Below are 20080 nucleotides of genomic sequence, written 5' to 3'. Positions count from 1 at the left end.
TCACCCGGAAGCGGTCGCAACGTCAATGCGTGCGGCTTTACGCCAGCCGTTCGGCCACCATGCGGCCGATGCGTGCGAACACGGTTTCGATCTGCGCCGCGCTCGGCGTGCCGCCCTGGGTATAGGCCGCGATCAGGATCGGTGCATCGGGCTTCGTATCGGGCTTGGGCCAGGCCACCGCGATGTCGCCGGATGCGTCCTTGCCGTTGTTGCCGGTCTTGTCGCCGATCTTCCAGCTTGCGGGGAGCCCGCCACGCAGCCGGTTCGCACCGGTCTTGCAGCCCACTAGCCACTCCGTGAGCTGCGCGCGCGAGGTGGCCGACAGCGCCTCGCCCGTGAGCAGCCGGCGCAGATTGCCTGCCATCGCCGCCGGCGTCGTGGTGTCGCGGGGATCGCCGGGCGGTGAGCGGTTGAGCTCGGGCTCGTTGTGGTCGAGCCGCGAGGCGGTGTCGCCGAGCGACCGCCAGAACGCGGTGAGTGCGGCGGGACCGCCGATCCGCGCCAGCAATAAATTGGCGCAGGTGTTGTCGCTGAGCTCGACGATCGCCTTGCACATCTCGGTGACCGACATTGCGCCGGCGGCAATGTTCTGCTTGGCGACCGGTGCGTACTCCAGCAGGTCGGCCTTGCCGTACGGGATCATGGCCGCAAGCTGATCCTCGCCACGATCGACCCGCGCCAGGACGCATGCCGCCAGCGAAGCCTTGAATGTCGAGCACATGACGAACCGTTCGTCGGCGCGCCAGGCGAGCCTTGCGCCGGTCGCGAGGTTCTCGGCATAGACCCCGATCCGGCCGCCACTCTCGCGCTCATAGGTTTCGAGCTCAGGCTGCGCGTCTGCGGCGAGCGCGGGGGAGGCGGCGATCCAGTACAGCGAGGCGAGCAGCGAACGGCGGTCGAGAAGCATGGTGGACCTTTTGAGCGAGACGGGGGCGGAGGAGAGATGCGGCATGCACTCCATCCGCATCGTCATTGCGAGCGCAGCGAAGCAATCCGGTCTTCCTCCGCGGAAAGACTCTGGCTAGCTTCGCTGCGCTCGCAATGACGGAGGATGTGGGAGGAGTGTGCCCGATTTCGGGCAGCGGAAGATTAGGCCCCTCACTCTCGCAGATCATACCGGTAAGACTTCGATACGATCTGCCAGCCATCGGCGAGCTTCATAGCCACCAGATAGTCCGTGAAAAAACGCGGCGGCAGTTGGCATCGGACCTTGATGAAGGCGGTCTTGTCGTCCGAACGGTCAATCGTGACGATGAAATCCTCGCGCGGCTTGCCTTCGGCCTTGCCGGAGGGGCGCTTGCGCACGCGGTCGAGCCAGTCCGGCACGGTCAGCACCTGCAGCTCGCCCTTCTCGACCCAGCGCAAATCGGCGGAGGGATGGAAGATGGCGCCGAGCTTTTCGGCATCACCCTCGTAAAGTCCGTCGAAGTAAGATTGCACGACGGCTTCGACGCTCGAACGGTTCTGGCTCATGGGTCATCCCTTTGAATGATGGCTCAGGGCGAACTTAGTCGTACACGTCAAAATGCGCTATGGTGTCCGTACCATTTGCTGGGACGCTGTGATGACCGGATCAGAGAATTCGAACGCTCCCTTCCTGATCGGCGAATGCTGCTGCCGCGCCGTGCGCTACGAGGTAGCGGACGCGTTCTCCTATGCGATGAACTGCCATTGCTCGAATTGCCGCCGCACCACCGGCGCTGCCTTCAAGCCGTTCGCCGGCATCGAGCAGGGCAAGCTCCGCATCGTCAGAGGCGAGAACCAGCTCACCATCTACGGTGACGAAACCACCCACGACGCCCACTGCGCCCGCTGCGGCTCGTTGCTTTATTCCCGGGTGCGCGACGGAAAATGGGTCCACGTCGCCATGGGAACCCTGGTCGATGCCCCCTCGATCCGACCGAGCGCCCACATTTTCGTGGGGTCGAAGGCGCCCTGGCACGAGATTACGGATAATCTGCCGCAATATCGGGGCCACATCGGGGATGTCTGAGGGAACCTGCTGCGCACCTGTTTGGCGGCGAACCGCGGCCGGACTGGCGCGACGAACAAGGGGACCTTTCGGCTTGCCGCCGGCGCCATCTTCGTGACCTCCGTTACAAGCGTCCGTGACGGACCCTGCTAAAGCCGTCCCAAAGGGCGCGAATCGCCCCGAAATCGGAAGTCGTGTCATGCGCAAATTGCTCAGACTTTGCCCAGTCCTCCTCGCCGTCGCGCTGCTATTCGGCGCCGGGCCTGCTTTCGCCGGAAAGCGCGTCGCGCTCGTGATCGCCAACTCCGCCTATCAGCATGCGCCGTCGCTGACGAACCCCGTCAATGACGGTTCGGTGATGGCCCGGACGCTGAAGGAGGCCGGGTTCGACATCGTCGATTCCCGGCACGACCTGACGGCGCAGGAAACCCGGCGTGTGCTGCGCGAATTCGCCGACCGGACCCGCGATGCCGATATCGCCGTGGTCTATTATGCCGGCCACGGCCTCGAGGTCGAAGGCTCGAACTATCTGATCCCTGTCGACGCCAAGCTGGAGCGTGACACCGACGTCTTTGACGAGGCGCTCTCCCTCGACCGCGTCCTGGTCGCGGTCGAACCGGCTAAGCAGCTTCGCCTGGTGATCCTGGATGCCTGCCGTGACAATCCGTTCGGCAAGACCATGAAGCGCACGATCGCCTCGCGCGGCGTCGGCCGCGGCCTCGCCCAGGTCGAGCCGACCAGCTCGAACACGCTGATCGCCTATTCGGCCAAGGCCGGTTTCACGGCGCAGGATGGCGACGGTGCGAACAGCCCCTTTACGGTGGCGCTGTCGAAGCATCTGACGAGGCCCGGCCTAGACGTCCGCCGTGCCTTCGGCTTCGTGCGCGACGACGTGCTCAAGTCGACAGGTAATAAGCAGGAGCCGTTCGTCTATGGCTCGCTCGGCGGCGAGGACGTGCCGCTGGTGCCGGTCAAGGTGACCGCTGCGGCTGCCGCTGCGCCCAACCCTCAGGCCGACATCCGCCGCGATTACGAGCTCGCGCTCCAGGTCGGCAACCGGCCGGCGTGGGAGGCCTTTCTCGCCCAGCATCCCGACGGCTTCTATGCGAGCCTTGCCAAGCTGCAACTCGAGAAAATCGGCGCCGAGCAGGCTCATGCGGCGGCCACCGAGAAGGCGAAACAGGCCGAGGCCGAGCGCGATCGTCTTGCCGCACTTGGCGCGCAGAAGGATACGCAGGCCAAGGCAGCCGCCGATGCGGAGGCCGCCGAGCAGATACAGCTTGCGGCGCAAAAGGCCAAGGAGCAGGCGCAGCAGCAGGCGGCCGCTGCCGAGCAGCAGCGCGTCAATCTCGCCGCCGCGGCGCCGAGTGCAGCGCCCGCCAGCACGGCGGGCCCTGCCGGCACCAACGTCGCCTCGCTGACGCCGGCCATCGCGCCGGCCGATCTCAGCCGCTCGGTACAGACCGAGCTCGGCCGCGTCGGCTGCTTCTCCGGCGCCGCCGACGGCAACTGGACGACATCCGCGCAGCGGTCGTTATCGCAGTTCAACCGTTATGCCGGCACCAAGCTCGACGTGAAGGTGGCGAGCACCGATGCACTCGACACGGTCAAGTCGAAACAGTCGCGCGTCTGTCCGCTGGTTTGCGAGCACGGCTTCAAGACCGACGGCGACAAATGCACCAAGATCGTCTGCCGTGATGGCTATGCGCTCAACGACGACAACGAGTGCGAGAAGCAGCGTGCCGCCAAGCCTGCGACCGCCAAGCCTGCGACCGCCAAGCGGGACGACGGCGACGAGCGTCCCGCACGGCAGCGTCGTCAGGCCGGCGGTGAGGCTGCCGGAGCGGCCGGCGGCTTTGGTGGCGCTGCGGGCATCGCTGCTGCCGCTGGCGCCAGCCGCCGCTCGAGTGGCGGACAGCTATTCTGCAACAACAGTGGCTGTCGTGCGGTCAACCGCGGCTGCCATCTCGAATATCGCGGCGGCGGCGGCCCGGGCAACGATGGCAATGCCGAGGTCTGTAACTAGGATTGCGGAAATGAGTTCAGGTCGAGATCGCGCTCGCCGCGATGTTGACCGTCAGCGCCAGCAAGGCCGTGTTGTAGATGAATGAGACGATGCCGTGCGCGGTGGCGGTGCGGCGGATGGTCTTGTCGGAGATGCCGACATCGGAGACCTGCGCGGTCATGCCGATCACGAACGAGAAATAGACGAAGTCCCAGTAATCTGCGTGGTCTTCCTTGTCGCCGCTGGGAAACTGAAGGCCGCCCGGCGTGGCGTGCCGGTAATAATCATGCGCGTAATGCAGAGCGAAGATTGTGTGCACGGCGGCCCATGACAATACGATGGTGGTGATTGCGATGCTCAGCTCCAGGCCGCCGCGATGCGGCGTTCCAAGCTCGGAGACGATCGCGGCGATGCTGGCGAAGGCGCCGATCGCCGTCACCAGCAGGATCACGAAGCGACCGTCGTCCTGCATCGCTGCGGCGCGGCGGATGTGCTGGTGGTCGTTGCACAGCATCATCGCGTAGACCAGCACCAGATAAACGGCGATCAACGCATCCCAGCCGAACACAAGCCGCGTGACCAGCCGGTGCGAACCCGGGATGAGCAGGCAGACGAGAATACCAACGGCAAGCGACATGAACGTCCGCGGACGCGCATAAATCAGCCGCATCGGCCGCGACATCTTGCGAAAGCGGGCGAGGGCGGGGTCTTCCTTGCTGCCGCCCGCCATCGCGCTATCAGCTCTTCCGTTCGGCCACGAACCGCGCAGCCGCTTGCAGCACGGCGGCCCGTTCGCCGAAGATCGACACGGCGCTGTCGGCGCGCGCGAGCAGATCGCGCACGCGCTGCTTGGCGCCTTCGATGCCGAGCTGGGTGACGAAGGTGGTCTTGCCGAGCGCTGCATCAGCGCCGGCAGGCTTGCCGAGCGCGGCGGCATCGCCTTCGACGTCGAGCAGGTCGTCGGCGATCTGGAAGGCTTCGCCGAGCGCGCGGCCGTAATCGTCGAGCGCCTGATATTCCTTTTGCGAGGCCTGGCCGAGGATCGCGCCGGCGATGCAGCCGTAGCGCAGCAGCGCGCCGGTCTTCATCTGCTGAATGCGGGCGACGTCGATCGGCTCGTTGCCGCCAAAGCGGCCTTCGCCGGCGAGGTCGAGGATCTGGCCGCCGACCATGCCGCCGATGCCGGCGCAGCGCGCGAGTGCGCGGGTCAGCAAAAGCCTCACATTGGCGTCGCGATGAATCTCGTCGCGGGTGATGATGTCGAAGGCGAGTGTCAGGAGGCCGTCGCCGGCGAGGATCGCGGTCGCGTCGTCGGTCTTCTTGTGCAGGGTCGGGCGGCCGCGGCGCAGGTCCGAATTGTCCATCGCCGGCAGATCGTCATGGATCAGCGAATAGCAGTGGATGCATTCGAGCGCCGCACCGACGAGCAGCGCGGCTTCGCGGGACACGCCGAACACGGCCGCGCTCTCGACCACCAGGAAGGGCCGGAGGCGCTTGCCGCCGTTGAGGCTCGAATAGCGCATTGCGTCCATCAGTCGCTTGGGCCGGGCGATCTCATCGGGCAGGATGTCGTCCGACAGCAGGCGCCCGAGCAGGGCCTCGGTGTCATCAGCGGTCTTGTCCAGACGTTTGGCGAAATCGGACGGGGACGTGCCGGTCATCAAGAAGGGCTCCAGAACTAAAATTCGGCGGGACAATCCTTTATGCGCCCGCCTCAGTCAATCGTTTGGAAGGCCTAAAAAGTGCTGGAAAAGGCCCGAATTATCACAGACTTAATGCCGGGCCCGTGGCCCCGTTTCGTTCTGCGCCGGAAAGGTTGATTTGCGCGTCGTCAAAACCCTTCTCCTGGTGCTCGCGGTCGCGGCTCTCGCGCCCTATGTCGTCGCGCCGTTCTACCGTGCCGGCCATCCCGTTTCGACGCTGATGATCTGGCGCTCGCTGCGGGGTGCGCCGATGCAGCGGGAATGGATCGATCTGGCGGCGATGTCGCCCTCGCTGCCACGCTCGGTGGTGGCGGCCGAGGACGCCCATTTTTGCAAGCATCACGGCATCGACTGGGGTGCGCTGCGTGAGGCGATCGACGATGCGAAGGAGGACGGCACCCCGTTCCGGGGCGCTTCCACCATCACCCAGCAGGTGGCGAAAAACCTGTTCCTCTGGCAGGGGCGGGACTTCGTCCGGAAGGCGCTGGAATTCCCGTTGGCGCTGTGGATCGATCTCGTCCTGCCCAAGGCACGGATCCTGGAGATTTACCTCAACATCGCCGAGCTCGGCCCGCAGAGCCAGTTTGGGGCCGAGGCCGCCAGCGCCTATGCCTTCGGCAAGTCGGCGGCGAACCTCTCCCCCCGGGAGGCCGCGCTTCTAGCCTCTATCCTGCCGAATCCGGTCAAACGCAGCGCCAGGACGCCGGGACCGGGTGTCCGGCGGCTGGCCGGGACCTATGTGGCGCGAGCGCAGGCGAGTTCACTTTCGACCTGCTGGCGGGAGAATCGCTGATTTCCGGTCCTTTTCGGGCGCATTTTCCGGCCCAGAGCCCTAGATTTAAGGCAGGCCTTCCTCTATAAGCCCGGCCTTGACCGGCATTCAGCTCGCCTCGGTTTGCGGGTGCTGAGCCGTCCCCTCGCGGACGATGCCCCAAAACACCAATCCCTAGAGGATATTGAAATGGCCGTTCCGAGAAGAAAAACCTCGCCGTCCCGTCGTGGCATGCGCCGCTCGGCAGACGCCATCAAGAAGCCGACCTATGTGGAAGACAAGGATTCCGGCGAACTGCGTCGTCCGCACCATCTCGACCTCAAGACCGGCATGTACAAGGGCCGTCAGGTCCTGAAGAAGAAAGAGTCCTGAGTTCGGGACCTTTCTGTGGGCAGGACGATCGGGCCTGCCTGATTTCGGCCCACCCATGAGATATGACAGTGACGGCGGCGGAGCGAATGCATCGCCGCCGCATTGTCCTGTCTGGATATCTTGATCGAGAAGGCATTTCGCCGATGGTCGGTTTCCCGCTGCTCCTGATCCCGCTCGCGGTCTACAACATCATCGCATTCCTGATGCCGAGCGTGTCCTTTGCGGACGTGCTGTTCAAAGTGCCGATGATCACGGGCGAGGCCTGGCCGGTCACGCTCGCCGACGTGATGCTCGCGCTAGGTATCGTGCTGCTGCTGCTCGAAGTGGTCAAGGGCGCGCGGCCCGGCTCGAAATTCCTGATGGATCATCTGCTGTCGCTGATCGTGTTCGGCGCGGCTGCGGCCGAATTCGTGATGTGGCCGAAATTCGGCAACTCCACCTATTTCCTTCTGGTGCTGCTCGCGATGGCCGATTTCCTCGGCGGCATCGCCCAGCGCACCCGCCGCCGCGTCGCTTATGTCGCCGAAACGACGGTGCCGGCGCCCCGCAAGACCAAGCGCCAGGCCGAGACGCCGGCGGATGAGTTCGAGCCCAAGTTCGAGCCAGTGTCCGCTCCGCGACCAGCTCCGGCGGAGCCGCCCGCGCCCACGGCACAATCGGTCGCCGAATCCGTGCTGATGGATCACCCGGCGCCGAAGCCTGTGAGTGCGCCCTCGCCGGAAATTCCCTCGCCTCATTTGCAGCCGGGCAACGGCACCCAGCCGTCTCCCGACGCGCCGCGCTGATTCAAGCCACCTGCCGCGTGCGCGCGCTAACGCTCGGAAGCGGGCGCTTGCTGCCATAGGCGACCTGCGCATCCTCGGAAGAAGCGCGGCGGAGCCGGCTCGCCTGGGGCAGATGCTCGGCATTGGCGATGAGCTGGGCGACGAAGCTGGGATCGGGGCGTGGCAGCGGGGCCTTGTGGACCCACTGCAAAACTGGCATCAGCGGCACCAGGGCCGAGCCTGTGCCGTTGTCCGCCACGTCCAGTTGACCAGTACTCAACATCGCAATCACCGTTGACCGGCCTAGATTGTCGCGTTTCGAGACGCTGGCGCCGGTGCGTGTCATGTACTCGCAAGGCCTATGCCGGGTGAGCCGCTTCGGTTCCTGCGAGCGAGGAAACGTGGTTTCCAAATTGTTTATCAACTTTGCCTAGGGTCAATGGCGAATCTGGCTTTATCCTGTGCCGGCTCAGGACTCCCCGCTGTCCCGAAACGAGGCGATTTTGACCCCCGCATTGCCGCAAGCCTCCGACATCCTGGCTGCCCTCGGCCAGGCCGTGTTCGCCTGGGACATCGCCAGCGATGCCATCGTCTGGGGTGAGCAGGTCAGCGCCATCTTTCCCGGAATTCCCGCCGAACGGCTGGCCACCGGCGCCGAATTCGCCAGGCTGATCGAGCCCGCGCAATCAATGCGGACCGCCGCGCTGGCGCAGACCTCAGCCGTGCATGGCGCCGACGGCACGCCCTACCGGGTCGAGTACGGCGTGCGCATGAGCGCCGCCGATCCCATGGTCTGGATCGAGGAGACCGGCCGCTGGTTCGCCGGCCCCGACGGTCGCCCGGTGCGTGCGATCGGCTCCGTCCGCATCAACAATGAACGCCATGCCCGCGACGAGGAACTGACGAAGCTGGCCCGGCTCGATCCGCTGACCGGCGAGCTCAATCGCTCGCATCTGATCGCCGCGCTGGCCGAGGCCATCGAGGAGACGACCCGTTTCCGCTCGACCGCGGCCTTCATGCTGGTCGGCATCGATCATCTCGCGCGTGTCAACGAGGCCTTCGGCTTCGACGTTGCCGACGCCGTGATCCTCGACGTCGCCACGCGCATTCGCGCGCGCTTGCGCGGCGGCGACGTGCTCGGCCGCTTCTCCGGCAACAAGTTCGGCCTGATCCTGAAGAACTGCACCGTCGATGACATGAACGTGGCTGCCGAACGTTTCCTCGCCGGCATTCGCGACGAGGTGGTGCCGACCAAATCCGGACCGGTGTCGGTCACCGCCTCGATCGGCGCGGTCAGCGTGCCGCGCTATGCCCGCAACGCCGATGAAGCCGTCAATCGCGCCCACGAGACCCTGGACACCGCGAAACAACGCCGCGTCGGCTCGTTCGCAGCCTGGCGCCCGGATGCCGCGCGCGACGCCCAGCGCCGCGTCAACATCCGCGTCACCGACGAGATCGTCACCGCACTGAATGAGCGCCGCATCAAGCTTGCCTATGAGCCGGTAGTTGCCGCCCTTTCGCGCGACTGCGCCTTTCACGAATGCCTGGTGCGGATGGACCAGGGCGACGGCCAGGTGCTGCTCGCGCCCGACATCGTGCCGGTTGCGGAACGCCTCGGCCTGATCCGCCTGGTCGATCACCGGGTGCTCGAGCTCGTGGTCGCCGAGCTCGCGGCCGCGCCGGACATCTGCCTCAGCCTCAACATCTCGCCCGACACCACCATGGATCCGGATTGGTGGGCGGGAATCGAATCGCTGATGCGTGCCCATCCCGGCGTTGCCGAGCGGCTGATCGTCGAGATCACCGAAACCGTCGCGATCCAGGACATCGACGATGTGCGCGGCTTCGTCACCCGGCTGAAGAATTTCGGCAGCCGCATCGCCATCGACGATTTCGGCGCCGGCTACACCTCGTTCCGCAATCTGCGCAAGCTGGGCGTGGACATCGTGAAGATCGACGGTGCCTTCGTGCAGAACATCACCCGTTCCGCCGACGACCGCGCCTTCGTGCAGACCCTGATCGACCTCGCCCGCCGCCTCGACATCAAGACGGTGGCCGAATGGGTGCAGGACGAAGAAGCTGCGAACATGCTGCGCGACTGGGGCTGCGACTACATCCAGGGCCGCCTGATCGGGCTCGCCTCAGCCGACCGCCCCTGGGGCGCGCCGCCGGATAACGTGCTGCCCGCGGCAGGCTGAGACACCTGCCAATCCCTCACGCGCCCTCATCCAGCGCCACGAGCTCGCGCTTCTTACGCAGCGCGGGTAATAGCGGCGCCATCAGCAGCACCAGCGCGAGCGCAAGACACGCTGCCGAGATCGGCCGCTGCACGAAGGTCCAGAGGTCGCCCTGCGACAGGATCAGCGACTTGCGCAGATTGTTCTCCATCATCGGTCCCAGCACGAACGCCAGCACCAGCGGCGCGGGCTCGAAGCCGAGCTTGCGCATGAAATAGCCGATGATCCCGAACGCGATCATCACGTAGACGTCGAACACATTGTTGCTCGAGCAGTAAACGCCCAGGATCGTGAACAGGATAATCAGCGGGAACAGGATGTTGTAGGGCAACTTGAGCAGCTGCACCCACATGCCGATCAGCGGCAGATTGAGGATCAGCAGCATGACGTTGCCGATATACATGCTGGCGACGATGCCCCAGAACAGGCCGGGGTTTTGCGTGATCAGTAGCGGCCCCGGTTGCAGGCCGTGGATGACGAAGGCGCCGAGCAGCAGTGCCATCACCACATTCGGCGGGATGCCCAAGGTCATCAGCGGAATGAACGCGCCGCCGGCCGCCGCGTTGTTGGCGGATTCGGGACCCGCTACGCCCTCGATTGCGCCATGGCCGAAGCGCTCCGGCGTCTTCGACAGCCGCTTCTCCAGCGCATAGGACGCGAACGAGGCCACCACCGCGCCGCCGCCCGGGAGAATGCCGAGCAGCAAGCCAAGTAACGTGCCGCGCGCCACCGGGCCGGCGCTCGCCTGCCAATCGGCCTTGTTGGGCAGCAGCTGCGTGATTTTGGCGTTGATGATGTCGCGTTTGATCACCTGCTCGGTATTGAGCAGCACCTCGGCGACGCCGAACAGGCCCATCACGACGGGGACCAGTCCTATGCCGTCGATCAGCTCCATGCGGCCGAATGTCAGCCGCGGCTGCGCGGTGATGCTGTCGAGCCCGATCAGTCCGAGCACGACGCCGATACATGCCATCAGAAGCGCTTTCGGCATCGATCCCTGCGTGAGGAAGGTGAGCACGACGAGGCCGAGCACCATCAGGCTGAAATATTCGGCAGGGCCGAACGCGATGGCGATGTTGGCGAGCCGAGGCGCCACCAGCATCAGTGCAACGAGTGAAAATGTGCCGGCGATGAACGAGCCGAAGGCTGAGATGCCCAGCGCGGGGCCGGCACGACCCTGCTTCGCCATCTGGTGGCCGTCAATACAGGTCACGACGGAAGCCGCCTCGCCGGGAATGTTGACCAGGATTGAGGTCGTCGAGCCGCCATACATCGAGCCGTAATAGATTCCCGCCATCATGATGATGCCGGATTCCGGCGTTCCTGACAGTGTCACCGGAAGCAACAGAGACATCGCCGAGATCGGCCCGATGCCCGGCAGCACGCCGACCAGCGTGCCGATGAAGACGCCGATGAAGCAGTAGAGCAGGTTGATCGGCAGGAGAGCGACGCCAAACCCATGCGCGACGTTGAGAAGCGTATCCATGCGATCAGCCGATCCCGAATAGGCCGGAGGGTAACTGGATCAGCAGCAGTCGCTTGAGCATCCACCACATGCCGAGCGGTGCTAGAGCGGCGATCGGCATCGCCAATGTCCACCGCAAGGGATCGATCAAGCGCAACAAAAGCAGCATGAGCGGGATCGATGACAGCAGGAATCCCAGCGGCTCAAGGGCAAAGGAAAACGCGGTAAGGCAGACGATGACGAGTAACGGCTTGCTCCAGCTCACGTTCTGCCAGCGCGAAGCCAGCGTTGGTCCGCCCTCGGTGATGGCCGAGATGATAATGCTGGCCGCGAACACGCACATCAGGATGCCCGTGTAGAAAAGCACGTAGCCGGAGCCAGGGTCGTTGATGGTGCCGAGCTTGAGCTTTAAGCCTTGCCAGATCACGAAGCCGCCGAGTGCGAGCCCGATCAACCCACCCCAGAGTTCGGAGTTGTTGAGGCGGAGTTTGACGGTGGTTTGGTCGTTCATCAATACCTCTCGGCCGTGCCGGGACGCTATGCGGCGCGAAGCGGTGCGCTGCAGATCCGGGATCGATAGATGCGTGGCAAAGGTAGATCCCGGCTCTGTGGTGCAGCGCTGGAGAAGCGCTGCACCACGCCCGGAACACGAAAGTGGCTCAATACTACTTCTTCGCAAGCCCGAGCGTATCGATCACCTTGCGCTCCGATTCCGTAACCTCGACGACGAACTTCTTGTAGTCCTCGGTATTCTTGTAGCTCGGCACCATGTCGTATTTGGCGAGCGTGGCAATCACTGCGGGATCCTCGACTGCCTTCTTGAAGGCGTCGTGCAGCTTGGCGACGATCTTGGGATCCATGCCCTTGGGGCCGGCGATGCCGAACGGGGAATCATAGACCATGGGATAGCCGAGTTCCTTCAGCGTCGGCACGTCAGGATAGTTCGGTGATCGCGCGCCGGTCCACACCATGAGAAGCTTCAGCTTTCCGGCGTCGACCAAGGGTCGCCAACCTGTGGAGTCGGCCTGCAGCATGGTGTGCTGGCCGAGTACCGCGGCGTTGGTCTCTGCCCCGCCCTTGAACGGCACCTGCGTGAGCTTGATGCCGGACATCGCGGCGATCTGCTCCATGCCGATATGAAGCGAGGTGCCGGTGCCGGGCGTCGCGTAGGTCACCTTGCCCGGATTTGCCTTCGCGAACTCGACCACGTCTTTCCAGGACTTGAATTGCGACTCCGCGCTGGTGGTTACGCCAAAGGTGTAGCCGGTGAGATGTATGATGTAGGTAAAATCCTTTGCCGGATCCCACGAGACCTCCTGCATCAGGGGCAGGCGGAAGACGGTGATCGGAAGCTGTGAGATGGTGTAGCCGTCCGGCTTCGCAGCCGCGGCCATGGTGGCTGGTCCAACCGTGCCGCCGCCACCGGCTTTGTTGTCGATCACGATGGGCTGCCCCAGGACCTTGGACGCGCTGTCGGCGATCGCGCGCATCGAGATGTCGGTCGATCCGCCGGCCGGCCATGGAACGATCAGCGTTACCGGTTTGATGGGATAATCCTGTGCACCCGCGGCGGTTGCGAGCAGCGCGCTCACGACGGCATGCATGGCGGCAATGGCAAAGGTCTTCAGCCCGTATCGAGACATCGAAACTCCTCCCTCGCGGTGGCCTCGTTCGGGCCGCCGTTTCTCATTGTTATGACGGGATTGTCCCCGAAATCATGGGAGAAGAAAAGCGCATTGCGCGGGCGCGATACGGTGATCTCGCCGAAAAGCGCACGTGCGACAATTGGTCGTTTGGAGGCGTACCGAGATACGGAATTGGCTTCGGCTGAGCCCTTACGCCACGCGGCGGACTGCGCTCAGCGTCTCGATCATGCGTCCGACTTCCGCGGCCGGGCAGGGCTTGCCGAAATAATATCCCTGAACGGCGGTGCAGCCGCATTCGCGAACGAAGTCGAGTTGTTCAATCGTCTCCACGCCTTCCGCCGTGGTCTCGACGCCGAGCACCGAGCCGAGGCTGGCGATGGTGCGGACGATCGCCACACTCTCCGGACTTTCGCCGAGCGTGCCGACAAAGGAGCGGTCGATCTTGATGCGGTCGAACGGAAACTTGCGCAAATAGCTCAGCGAAGAATAACCGACGCCGAAATCGTCGAGGCTGACGCGCACTCCCAACGCGCGGAGCTGGTGCAGGATCTCGATCGTGGCCTCGCTGTCGTCGAGCAGAGCCGTCTCGGTGACCTCGAGCTCGAGCCGATGCGGCGGCAAGCCGGCCTCCGCAAGCGCGCTCGTCACCATCGTCACCAGCCCGCGCGAGCGGAATTGCACCGGGGACAGGTTCACCGCGACCGTGAGATCGGGCCAGGTCGCGGCGGTCGCGCAGGCTGTGCGCAGCACCCACTCTCCGATCGGAACGATCAGCCCGTTCTCTTCCGCAATCGGAATGAATTCGGCCGGCGGGACGAGGCCGCGCGAGGGATGTTTCCAGCGCAGCAGCGCCTCGAAGCCGGTAAGTTCGGTGGTGTCGAGCCGCACCTGCGGTTGGAACGCCAGGTGGAATTCACGGGCCTCCAGCGCGCCGCGCAGATCGTGCTCGAGCGCGTGCCGGCTGCGCGCCTCTTCCTCCATTTTGGGCTCGAACAGCTGATAGGCGCCGCGCCCCTTGGCCTTGGCCTGGTACAGCGCGAGGTCGGCGCATTTCATCAGCTCGTCGGCATCGAGCCCGTGATCGGGAGCGATTGCGATGCCGACGGAGACGCCGACATGGATCGACTGGTTCTCCAGCGGCGGCGGGTGACCGATGATCTCCACCAGGCGGCGTGCGAGCCTTTCCGCCGATTGCGGCTGCGGTCCGCGCTGGAGAACCGCGAACTCGTCGCCACCGAGCCGCGCGACGGTGTCGTGCTCGCCGACATTCTCCTGCAGCCGCGCCGCGACCCAGCGCAACAGCCGGTCGCCGGCCGCGTGTCCGAGGCGGTCGTTGACGGTCTTGAAATTATCGAGGTCGAAGCACAGCACGGCCATCGCGCCACCTGCGATTGCGACCTGGTTCAGCCCCTCGCCCATCTTCTCGCGGAACAGCGTGCGGTTGGGCAGGTCGGTGAGCGAATCGTGCCGCGCCATATGCGCAACGCGGGCCTGGGCCTTGTGGCGCTCGGTAACGTCCTCATAGGTGACGACCCAGCCGCCATGCTCCATTCGCTTGTGATTGAGCTTGATGATGCGGCCGTCGCCCAAATAGCGGTGCAGTGTGTGCTCGCCCTCGCGCAGCCTCTCGACATAGTCGGCATAGAGCCGCGCGGCGGTGGTGTTTGGATGGATGCCGAGCTCGCAGCTGTGCTCCATGATCTCGCGCATCGACACACCCGGCTTCACCAATTCGGGCGACAGTCCGTACATCTCGATGTAGCGCCGATTGCAGACGATGACGCGCAAGCTCGAATCGAGCATGCACAGGCCCTGGCTCATGTTGTTCAGGGCCGCGTCGAACCGCCGATACTGCTCGCTCAACTGCTCGACTGCGTGCTCGCGCTCGGTGATGTCCTCGTAGGTGGCCACAAAACCACCCTCGGCCAGGGCGCAATAGCGCACCGAGATCGTGGTGCCGTTCGACATCCGTCGGCGTATCGGCGAGGAGTTGCGGTCGGCGATCCTTGCGCTGGCGGCCTCCAGGAGGTGTCGCGGGCTATACTCGGAAGAGAACGCGCCGTTTGCCATCGAGCGTTCGATCAGTTCGCCGAGATGCGTGCCCGGCTTGGCTTCCTCCGGCGAGAGCCGATAGATCTTCCGGTAGGTGGTGTTGCAGACGCGCAGGCGCATCTCGCTGTCGTAGAAGGCGAGTCCGTGCGCCATGTTCTCCAACGCCGCATCGAGCATGAAGTTCTGGTGCCTCAGCATCTCCTCGTATTGCAGCCGCTCGGTGACGTCTTCGTGCACCGTCACCCAGCCGCCGTCGGGCAGAAAACGGGAAACCACCTGCACCATCCTTCCGTCATAGCGCATCACCAGCAGGGTTTTCTCCTTCCTGGTGCGCACGTCCTCCAGCCTGGTGTCGTGGAATTCCTCGCCCGGCATGCCCGGCAGGTTGCCGCGCGACATCCAATGCTCGATGACCGTACAATGCGAGACGCCCGGCTTCACGATTTCCGGGTCGAGGTTATAGAGATTCAGGAAACGTTCGTTGCAGACGACGACGCGGCTGTCGGCATCGTACATGATCAAGCCGTGCGCCATGTTGGCGAGCGCGTGCTGGCTGCGCTCGGTCTGCACGCGCAGCTCCGCCTCGAGCCGGGCGAGGCGGCTGACGTCGTCGCAGATCGTCATCCAGCCGCCGCCGGGAAGCGGCTTCAGCTCGAGCGCCATGACGAGGCCGCTCGCGAGTGTCTGTTGAGTCCGGAACGGCTGGCCGGCTGCGATCCGCGCCAGGCGCGCGGCATAGAGTGCGTCGACTTCCCCCGCGGGGATGTTGCCGAGGGCCACACTGTGGGCGAGCACGTCGCGGTAGCTCGACCCGCACGATTTCGGCCGACATGTTGAACAGGCTGAGATAGCGCTGATTGACCAGCACGATCCGGTTGCCGGCATCGTAGACGCAGACACCCTGTTCCATGTGGTCGAGTGCAAGCTGGCTCAGCCCGACCAGGGCCTTCGGGCCCTGCTCGCGGCGTGCATCAAGCTCGTTGTCGCGGATCGACGTCATGGGGCGGCGGGGTCTCGGCGGGCAATAGACTTAACGCAGGGCAATTCAGCCGCCGAGGCTAGCGAACAGGCGGGAAAATTCCCTTAAGCGCCGTAGTTTACGGAGGGTGACCGTGATGCAGAGATGCTGCCAATGTGGAGGGGGGTGCAAGGTAGCGTCGCGCCGGTCGGCCTGCGCAATTGCGCCTTAGGCCCGGATGGACATCGAATGTCTGGTCCAAACGGGCCTACGGCCCGTACAGCACGAGTTCCGTATCCGTGAGATCGGCGAGCTGCGGCCGGTGCGGGCCCTTGAAATATTTGCGGCCGCGACGCTCGGTGTAGATGCCGACGAGGCCGGGAACGGAGCCGTTGGAATCGACGGCGACCGCGATCTTGCCGAGCCGCAGCAGCAGCCGGCCGATGCGGCCCGCGCATTCGGTGTACTCGGCCGCGTTGCGGCAGTAGATCAGCTTCATCGCGGGCGGCGCAATGATGCCACGGCGGATGCGCACCGGTTGCAGGATGAAGGGGAACGCTCCCTTCGGCGTGCGGCAGACGAGGCTGAGGCAATTGTAGCGCGCATGCCGCGTCAAGAGCTCGGTCTCGGCATCGGAAAGCCCGTCGATCGTTTTGGCGTGCTGCGAGATGACCTCGATCTTGCTCCAGCGTGGGACGCGCGCCAGCGCAGGCACGGAGAAGAATATACCCCTGCAATAGGCGCGAAAGCCCTGCGTCTCGATAATCGGCCAGGTCCACGGCGCCGGGCTGATGTTGAGATAGGTGACGTCCTTGTGCCGCTGCGCGATCTTGGTCAGGAGCGGGGCGTAGTTGCGGTAGGCCGGATCGACGTACCAGCTCGACAAATTGCACTGGATGGCGGTCTCATCGCCGTCCCTCCGCGCCGTGTAGATCAGCAGCAGCACGCCGACCGGCGTGCCGTCATTGTCGAGCATGTAGCCGAAGCGCGGGTAGCCATCCGGTACCGGTCGGAAGGCTTGCCGGCGCAGGCCTTGGATCCAATAGCCGCGCGAGCGCCCGACGAAGCCGCGCGTCAGCAAGTCCGCGACCGCATCGACGTCGGACTCGGTGATCTCGCGGCATCGGACCTTGGTGTGGATCACGCTCGTCTTTCCCGTGGAAATGACCGGCCTCGTTCCGTTAGCGCCAGCCTTCGCCGTGGGCATCGGCCGCGATCTGCGGCTGCAGGCCCATGATCTCCCGCACCTTGGCGGGCCAGGCGGAAGGGTCGGTGCCGTGGGTGTGGAACATGGCGACCGCCAGCCGGTCCATGCCGAAAGCGACGCAGCCGGTGTGGGCCGGCTCGCCATTGGCGTCCTTGATGTCCCACGTCGTGCCGAAATGCTCGCGGTGATAATTGAAGCTCATGCAGGCGGTCGGCTGCTCTTCCGAGCGCAGCGGGATCAGCAGTTCGAACTTGAGCTGCTGCTGCTTCTGGCTCACGGCCTTCATCTGACCGACGCGGCCGAAGAACGGATCGCTGGCATAGTCGACGCGGAAGGTGAGACCGAGATCGGTCGCAATCGCCTGCGCGCGCACCATCCAGCGCTCGCGGAAATCGGCCACGTCATCGGGGCTTCCGATGCAGACATATTCCCGCATCCGGAACGATTGCAGCCGGTCGAGATGTTTTGACGGTTCACGGCGGAAGCAGTCGGCGGCGACGTCGAAGCGCAGGCCACCCTTCGGCAACTGGCCGCGGCTCGCCGCGATCGGATAGACGGGATAGCAAGCCGCCGGCGACAGCACGAGGTCTGCCGGCGAGAGCGAGCTGGTCCAGTCACCGCCGGCGTCGAAGCGGCTTACCGCGGCGTTGATCTCGCGCTCGGTGCCGTGCAGGCTGCAGACGCAGCCGAGCAGGTTCGGAAAGCTCTTCAGGTAGCCGGACTTCTCAAGCTGAGATCGGCTCATCACCGGCGGGAAGCGCATCACCTCAGTGCCGGCCTCGCGATGGCTCGTGATCAGCGCGGCGAGCCGCTCGACGATGCCCTCATAAAGCGCGGTGCGGGCGTAGACGCCGTCCGAGCCCATCGGATGAAAGAGCTTATCGGCGAGATGATCGAGCGGATCCGCGATCTGCGGCGCGGTCTCAGGCGAGTTGGGGAGAACAGCAATGTTCATTGTCGGCTTCCTGCTATCTGAAATTATTCTTATTGAACGAAGGCACGTCGGTCTCGAAAGCTCGTCAGTCCCGAAGGCTTGTCGGCACGCCGCTCATCAGGGTCGATGTTGCGGCATTGGCCAGAATGCGGTCGTTGTTGATCATGATCGGCGACGACAGCACGTCGCGCAGGTGGCGGCCCATCGTGAACTCGCCGTCATTGCGGTAGCCGGAAAGGCCTGCGGTGCGCATCGCATGCATCACGGTCTCGACCGCGAGCTCCGAGGCCTGCACCTTCAGAAGCGTGATCGAAGACTGGAAGTCGAGCGAGCCGAGCGCGCGTTCATCGTGCTCGGCGAGAGCAAAGGCGTCGATATTGGCCGATATCAGCGCCCGCAGCTTGGCCAGCGACATCTTGGCGGCGGTGAAATGTGCGGCTGCCGGAGGCATCTGTCCGCCCGAGGTGCGGGCCGCCTTGCGGACGAAGGCCTGCGCACGGGTAACGGCGGCTGCAGCGATACCAGCCCAGGCCGAGGACCAGCACAGATGCGCGAACGGCGTCATGGTCTGGGCGTGGATCTTGTCGTAGGATTCCGGGAAGACGCGGTCGGTGGGGCAGTCGACCTTCAGCTCGAAACCGGTCGAGCAGGTGCCGCGCATGCCGAGCGTTTCCCAGCCCAGCGTCCGCTTCAGCGAATAATCGTCCCTGGCGAGCGCCAACAGCACCTGGTCGGACGCAGAAGCGTCTGTGGCGCGGCGGGCGATGGTCACGAGGCCGTCGGCCTCGGCACCGTAGGAGATCACGGTGGCGTCGCGCAGCAGCGAGACAGTGTCGCCGGCGACGTCGACGGCGGCGGCGCTAGCGCGGATGTTGCCGCCGTTCTGACCTTCGGTGGTGGAGGAGGCGAGCAGCCACTGGTCGCGTGCGACCCGGCGCATCATGGTTTCCATCCAGGGGATGCCGTGGCCGTGCCTGACGACGCAGGCGACCTTCGTGGTGTGCATGGCGTAGATCATCGCCGTGGAGGCGCAGGCGCGTCCGAGCGTGTAGCAGACGTCGGTGGCGTCGTGGATCGAGGCACCGAAGCCGCCGAACTCGGCCGGGATCATGACGCCGAGCAGCTTCTGCTCACGCGCAACCTCGAAAGCCTTGTGGGGGAAGCGGGCATCGCGATCGACCCCGTCTGCGTCGGCAGCCGCCACGGTGGCGGTGCGGGCGGCGCGCTCAATGAGAGAGGGACCATGCTCGAGAAAGCTCGTCTGCGTCTCGTCGACAGTGAGGACTGCTTCACGCACGTTCATATCGTCCGCCTCCGGTTTGCCGTTCAGGATCGCCGGCATCATTCGCGATGCCGCTTGAGCGATTCCTTCGACCATCTTTGCTTATGAGATGAGGCTACGGATTTAATTCAAATTCGTCGATGAAATAGAGGGTAAACAAAGCCCAATTCCGAACGAACAGTTAAGTTCGGGTTGTTTGCCTCGTCCGGATTTCCGCGATCGCGTTAGGGATCTGTAAGAAGCCGGAAATCCAACAATCTGAGTCATCGTTTACTAAGAAACGCGAAGTAATGGTGGCGTCCATTGCGGGATCGGCCCGCCGTGCCCATCGTAGCCGGCAACCGGTCCGACCTTTGTCGACAGATGGGAATTTACCGATGCAGGCTTTCGATACCGAGTTGCGCAATCGCATCATCAAGCTGGTGAAGGGCATCCTCGCGCAGAACTCGCTCTCCGCTGAGGTCACGCCGCAGGCCAAGCTCGTCGACGTCGGCCTGACCTCGATGGACATGGTCAATCTGATGCTCGGCGTCGAAGCCGAATTCGACTTCACGATTCCCCAGGTCGAGATCACACCGGAGAACTTCCAGTCCGTCGAGACGCTGGAGCGCATGGTCGCGACCCAGCTGCGGTCGGCGGCCGCGGCATAGCCGGGAGTGCTGGCGCGCGTTCTCCTGACGGCACCTCTTGACCCCATCACCCGTTCCAAAA

The 20080-nt window shown here is 64.5% G+C and carries 19 protein-coding genes; 7 read left to right on the top strand and 12 right to left on the bottom strand.

Annotated features, from left to right (window positions below):
- Window positions 1-37: 37 nt before the first annotated feature.
- Entirely contained in the window at window positions 38-907 is an 870-nt protein-coding gene (gene bla, locus IVA93_RS35840; RefSeq protein WP_026233052.1) for a class A beta-lactamase, read from the bottom strand.
- Between the two features lie 191 nt (window positions 908-1098).
- Window positions 1099-1473: a nuclear transport factor 2 family protein gene (locus tag IVA93_RS35835; RefSeq protein WP_007598116.1), complete on the bottom strand. Its 375-nt coding sequence runs from the start codon at window positions 1471-1473 to the stop codon at window positions 1099-1101.
- A gap of 91 nt (window positions 1474-1564) precedes the next feature.
- Between IVA93_RS35835 and IVA93_RS35830 the strand changes: the two genes are divergently transcribed.
- Together IVA93_RS35830 and IVA93_RS35825 are read left to right on the top strand one after the other, a co-directional pair.
- Window positions 1565-1993, top strand: coding sequence for a GFA family protein (locus tag IVA93_RS35830; RefSeq protein WP_018455918.1), 429 nt, complete (start codon window positions 1565-1567; stop codon window positions 1991-1993).
- A 178-nt stretch (window positions 1994-2171) separates the two neighbouring features.
- A complete protein-coding gene (locus IVA93_RS35825) occupies window positions 2172-3998 on the top strand; it encodes a caspase family protein (protein WP_247295918.1) in 1827 nt (608 codons plus the stop codon).
- Between the two features lie 16 nt (window positions 3999-4014).
- On the opposite strand, the gene IVA93_RS35820 is transcribed toward IVA93_RS35825, so the two are convergent.
- Window positions 4015-4707, bottom strand: a complete 693-nt coding sequence (locus IVA93_RS35820) for a DUF1345 domain-containing protein (protein WP_018455920.1) — start codon at window positions 4705-4707, stop codon at window positions 4015-4017.
- Between the two features lie 7 nt (window positions 4708-4714).
- Window positions 4715-5638 (bottom strand): polyprenyl synthetase family protein, encoded by a 924-nt coding sequence (locus tag IVA93_RS35815; RefSeq protein WP_085361935.1) that lies wholly within the window; start codon window positions 5636-5638, stop codon window positions 4715-4717.
- Window positions 5639-5798: 160 nt separating this feature from the next.
- On the opposite strand from IVA93_RS35815, the gene mtgA reads away from it, so the two are divergent.
- From mtgA to IVA93_RS35800, 3 genes are all read left to right on the top strand, one after another.
- Window positions 5799-6473, top strand: coding sequence for a monofunctional biosynthetic peptidoglycan transglycosylase (gene mtgA / locus IVA93_RS35810; protein ID WP_018455922.1), 675 nt, complete (start codon window positions 5799-5801; stop codon window positions 6471-6473).
- Window positions 6474-6641: 168 nt separating this feature from the next.
- The gene (rpmF, locus tag IVA93_RS35805) at window positions 6642-6824 is read left to right on the top strand and encodes a 50S ribosomal protein L32 (RefSeq protein WP_007598106.1); all 183 of its coding nucleotides are present in this window, start codon (window positions 6642-6644) and stop codon (window positions 6822-6824) included.
- A gap of 143 nt (window positions 6825-6967) precedes the next feature.
- A complete protein-coding gene (locus tag IVA93_RS35800; RefSeq protein ID WP_026233053.1) occupies window positions 6968-7609 on the top strand; it encodes a hypothetical protein in 642 nt (213 codons plus the stop codon).
- Window position 7610: 1 nt separating this feature from the next.
- Here the strand turns inward: IVA93_RS35800 and IVA93_RS35795 are convergent, their stop codons facing one another.
- Entirely contained in the window at window positions 7611-7871 is a 261-nt protein-coding gene (locus IVA93_RS35795; RefSeq protein WP_026233054.1) for a hypothetical protein, read from the bottom strand.
- Window positions 7872-8091: 220 nt separating this feature from the next.
- Here IVA93_RS35795 and IVA93_RS35790 point away from each other — a divergent pair, with 220 nt between their 5' ends.
- Window positions 8092-9786 (top strand): bifunctional diguanylate cyclase/phosphodiesterase, encoded by a 1695-nt coding sequence (locus IVA93_RS35790; RefSeq protein ID WP_026233055.1) that lies wholly within the window; start codon window positions 8092-8094, stop codon window positions 9784-9786.
- Between the two features lie 16 nt (window positions 9787-9802).
- Here IVA93_RS35790 and IVA93_RS35785 read toward each other — a convergent pair whose 3' ends face one another.
- The 7 genes from IVA93_RS35785 to IVA93_RS35755 form a co-directional block, all read right to left on the bottom strand.
- Window positions 9803-11311 (bottom strand): tripartite tricarboxylate transporter permease, encoded by a 1509-nt coding sequence (locus IVA93_RS35785; protein ID WP_018455927.1) that lies wholly within the window; start codon window positions 11309-11311, stop codon window positions 9803-9805.
- A 4-nt stretch (window positions 11312-11315) separates the two neighbouring features.
- Window positions 11316-11801: a tripartite tricarboxylate transporter TctB family protein gene (locus IVA93_RS35780; RefSeq protein WP_085349786.1), complete on the bottom strand. Its 486-nt coding sequence runs from the start codon at window positions 11799-11801 to the stop codon at window positions 11316-11318.
- A 154-nt stretch (window positions 11802-11955) separates the two neighbouring features.
- The gene (locus tag IVA93_RS35775) at window positions 11956-12933 is read right to left on the bottom strand and encodes a tripartite tricarboxylate transporter substrate binding protein (protein ID WP_018455928.1); all 978 of its coding nucleotides are present in this window, start codon (window positions 12931-12933) and stop codon (window positions 11956-11958) included.
- A gap of 192 nt (window positions 12934-13125) precedes the next feature.
- The gene (locus tag IVA93_RS35770) at window positions 13126-15873 is read right to left on the bottom strand and encodes a PAS-domain containing protein (RefSeq protein ID WP_247789578.1); all 2748 of its coding nucleotides are present in this window, start codon (window positions 15871-15873) and stop codon (window positions 13126-13128) included.
- 341 nt (window positions 15874-16214) lie between these two features.
- A complete protein-coding gene (locus IVA93_RS35765; protein WP_026233056.1) occupies window positions 16215-17090 on the bottom strand; it encodes a hypothetical protein in 876 nt (291 codons plus the stop codon).
- A 37-nt stretch (window positions 17091-17127) separates the two neighbouring features.
- Window positions 17128-18108 (bottom strand): amino acid--[acyl-carrier-protein] ligase, encoded by a 981-nt coding sequence (locus IVA93_RS35760; protein ID WP_018455931.1) that lies wholly within the window; start codon window positions 18106-18108, stop codon window positions 17128-17130.
- Between the two features lie 64 nt (window positions 18109-18172).
- The gene (locus IVA93_RS35755) at window positions 18173-19390 is read right to left on the bottom strand and encodes an acyl-CoA dehydrogenase family protein (protein ID WP_026233057.1); all 1218 of its coding nucleotides are present in this window, start codon (window positions 19388-19390) and stop codon (window positions 18173-18175) included.
- 356 nt (window positions 19391-19746) lie between these two features.
- On the opposite strand from IVA93_RS35755, the gene IVA93_RS35750 reads away from it, so the two are divergent.
- Entirely contained in the window at window positions 19747-20019 is a 273-nt protein-coding gene (locus IVA93_RS35750; RefSeq protein ID WP_018455933.1) for a phosphopantetheine-binding protein, read from the top strand.
- Window positions 20020-20080: the final 61 nt, after the last annotated feature.

The sequence above is a fragment of the Bradyrhizobium sp. 155 genome (assembly GCF_023101105.1).
GTDB lineage: Bacteria > Pseudomonadota > Alphaproteobacteria > Rhizobiales > Xanthobacteraceae > Bradyrhizobium > Bradyrhizobium canariense_D.
This window is presented reverse-complemented; position numbering and strand designations above follow the sequence as displayed.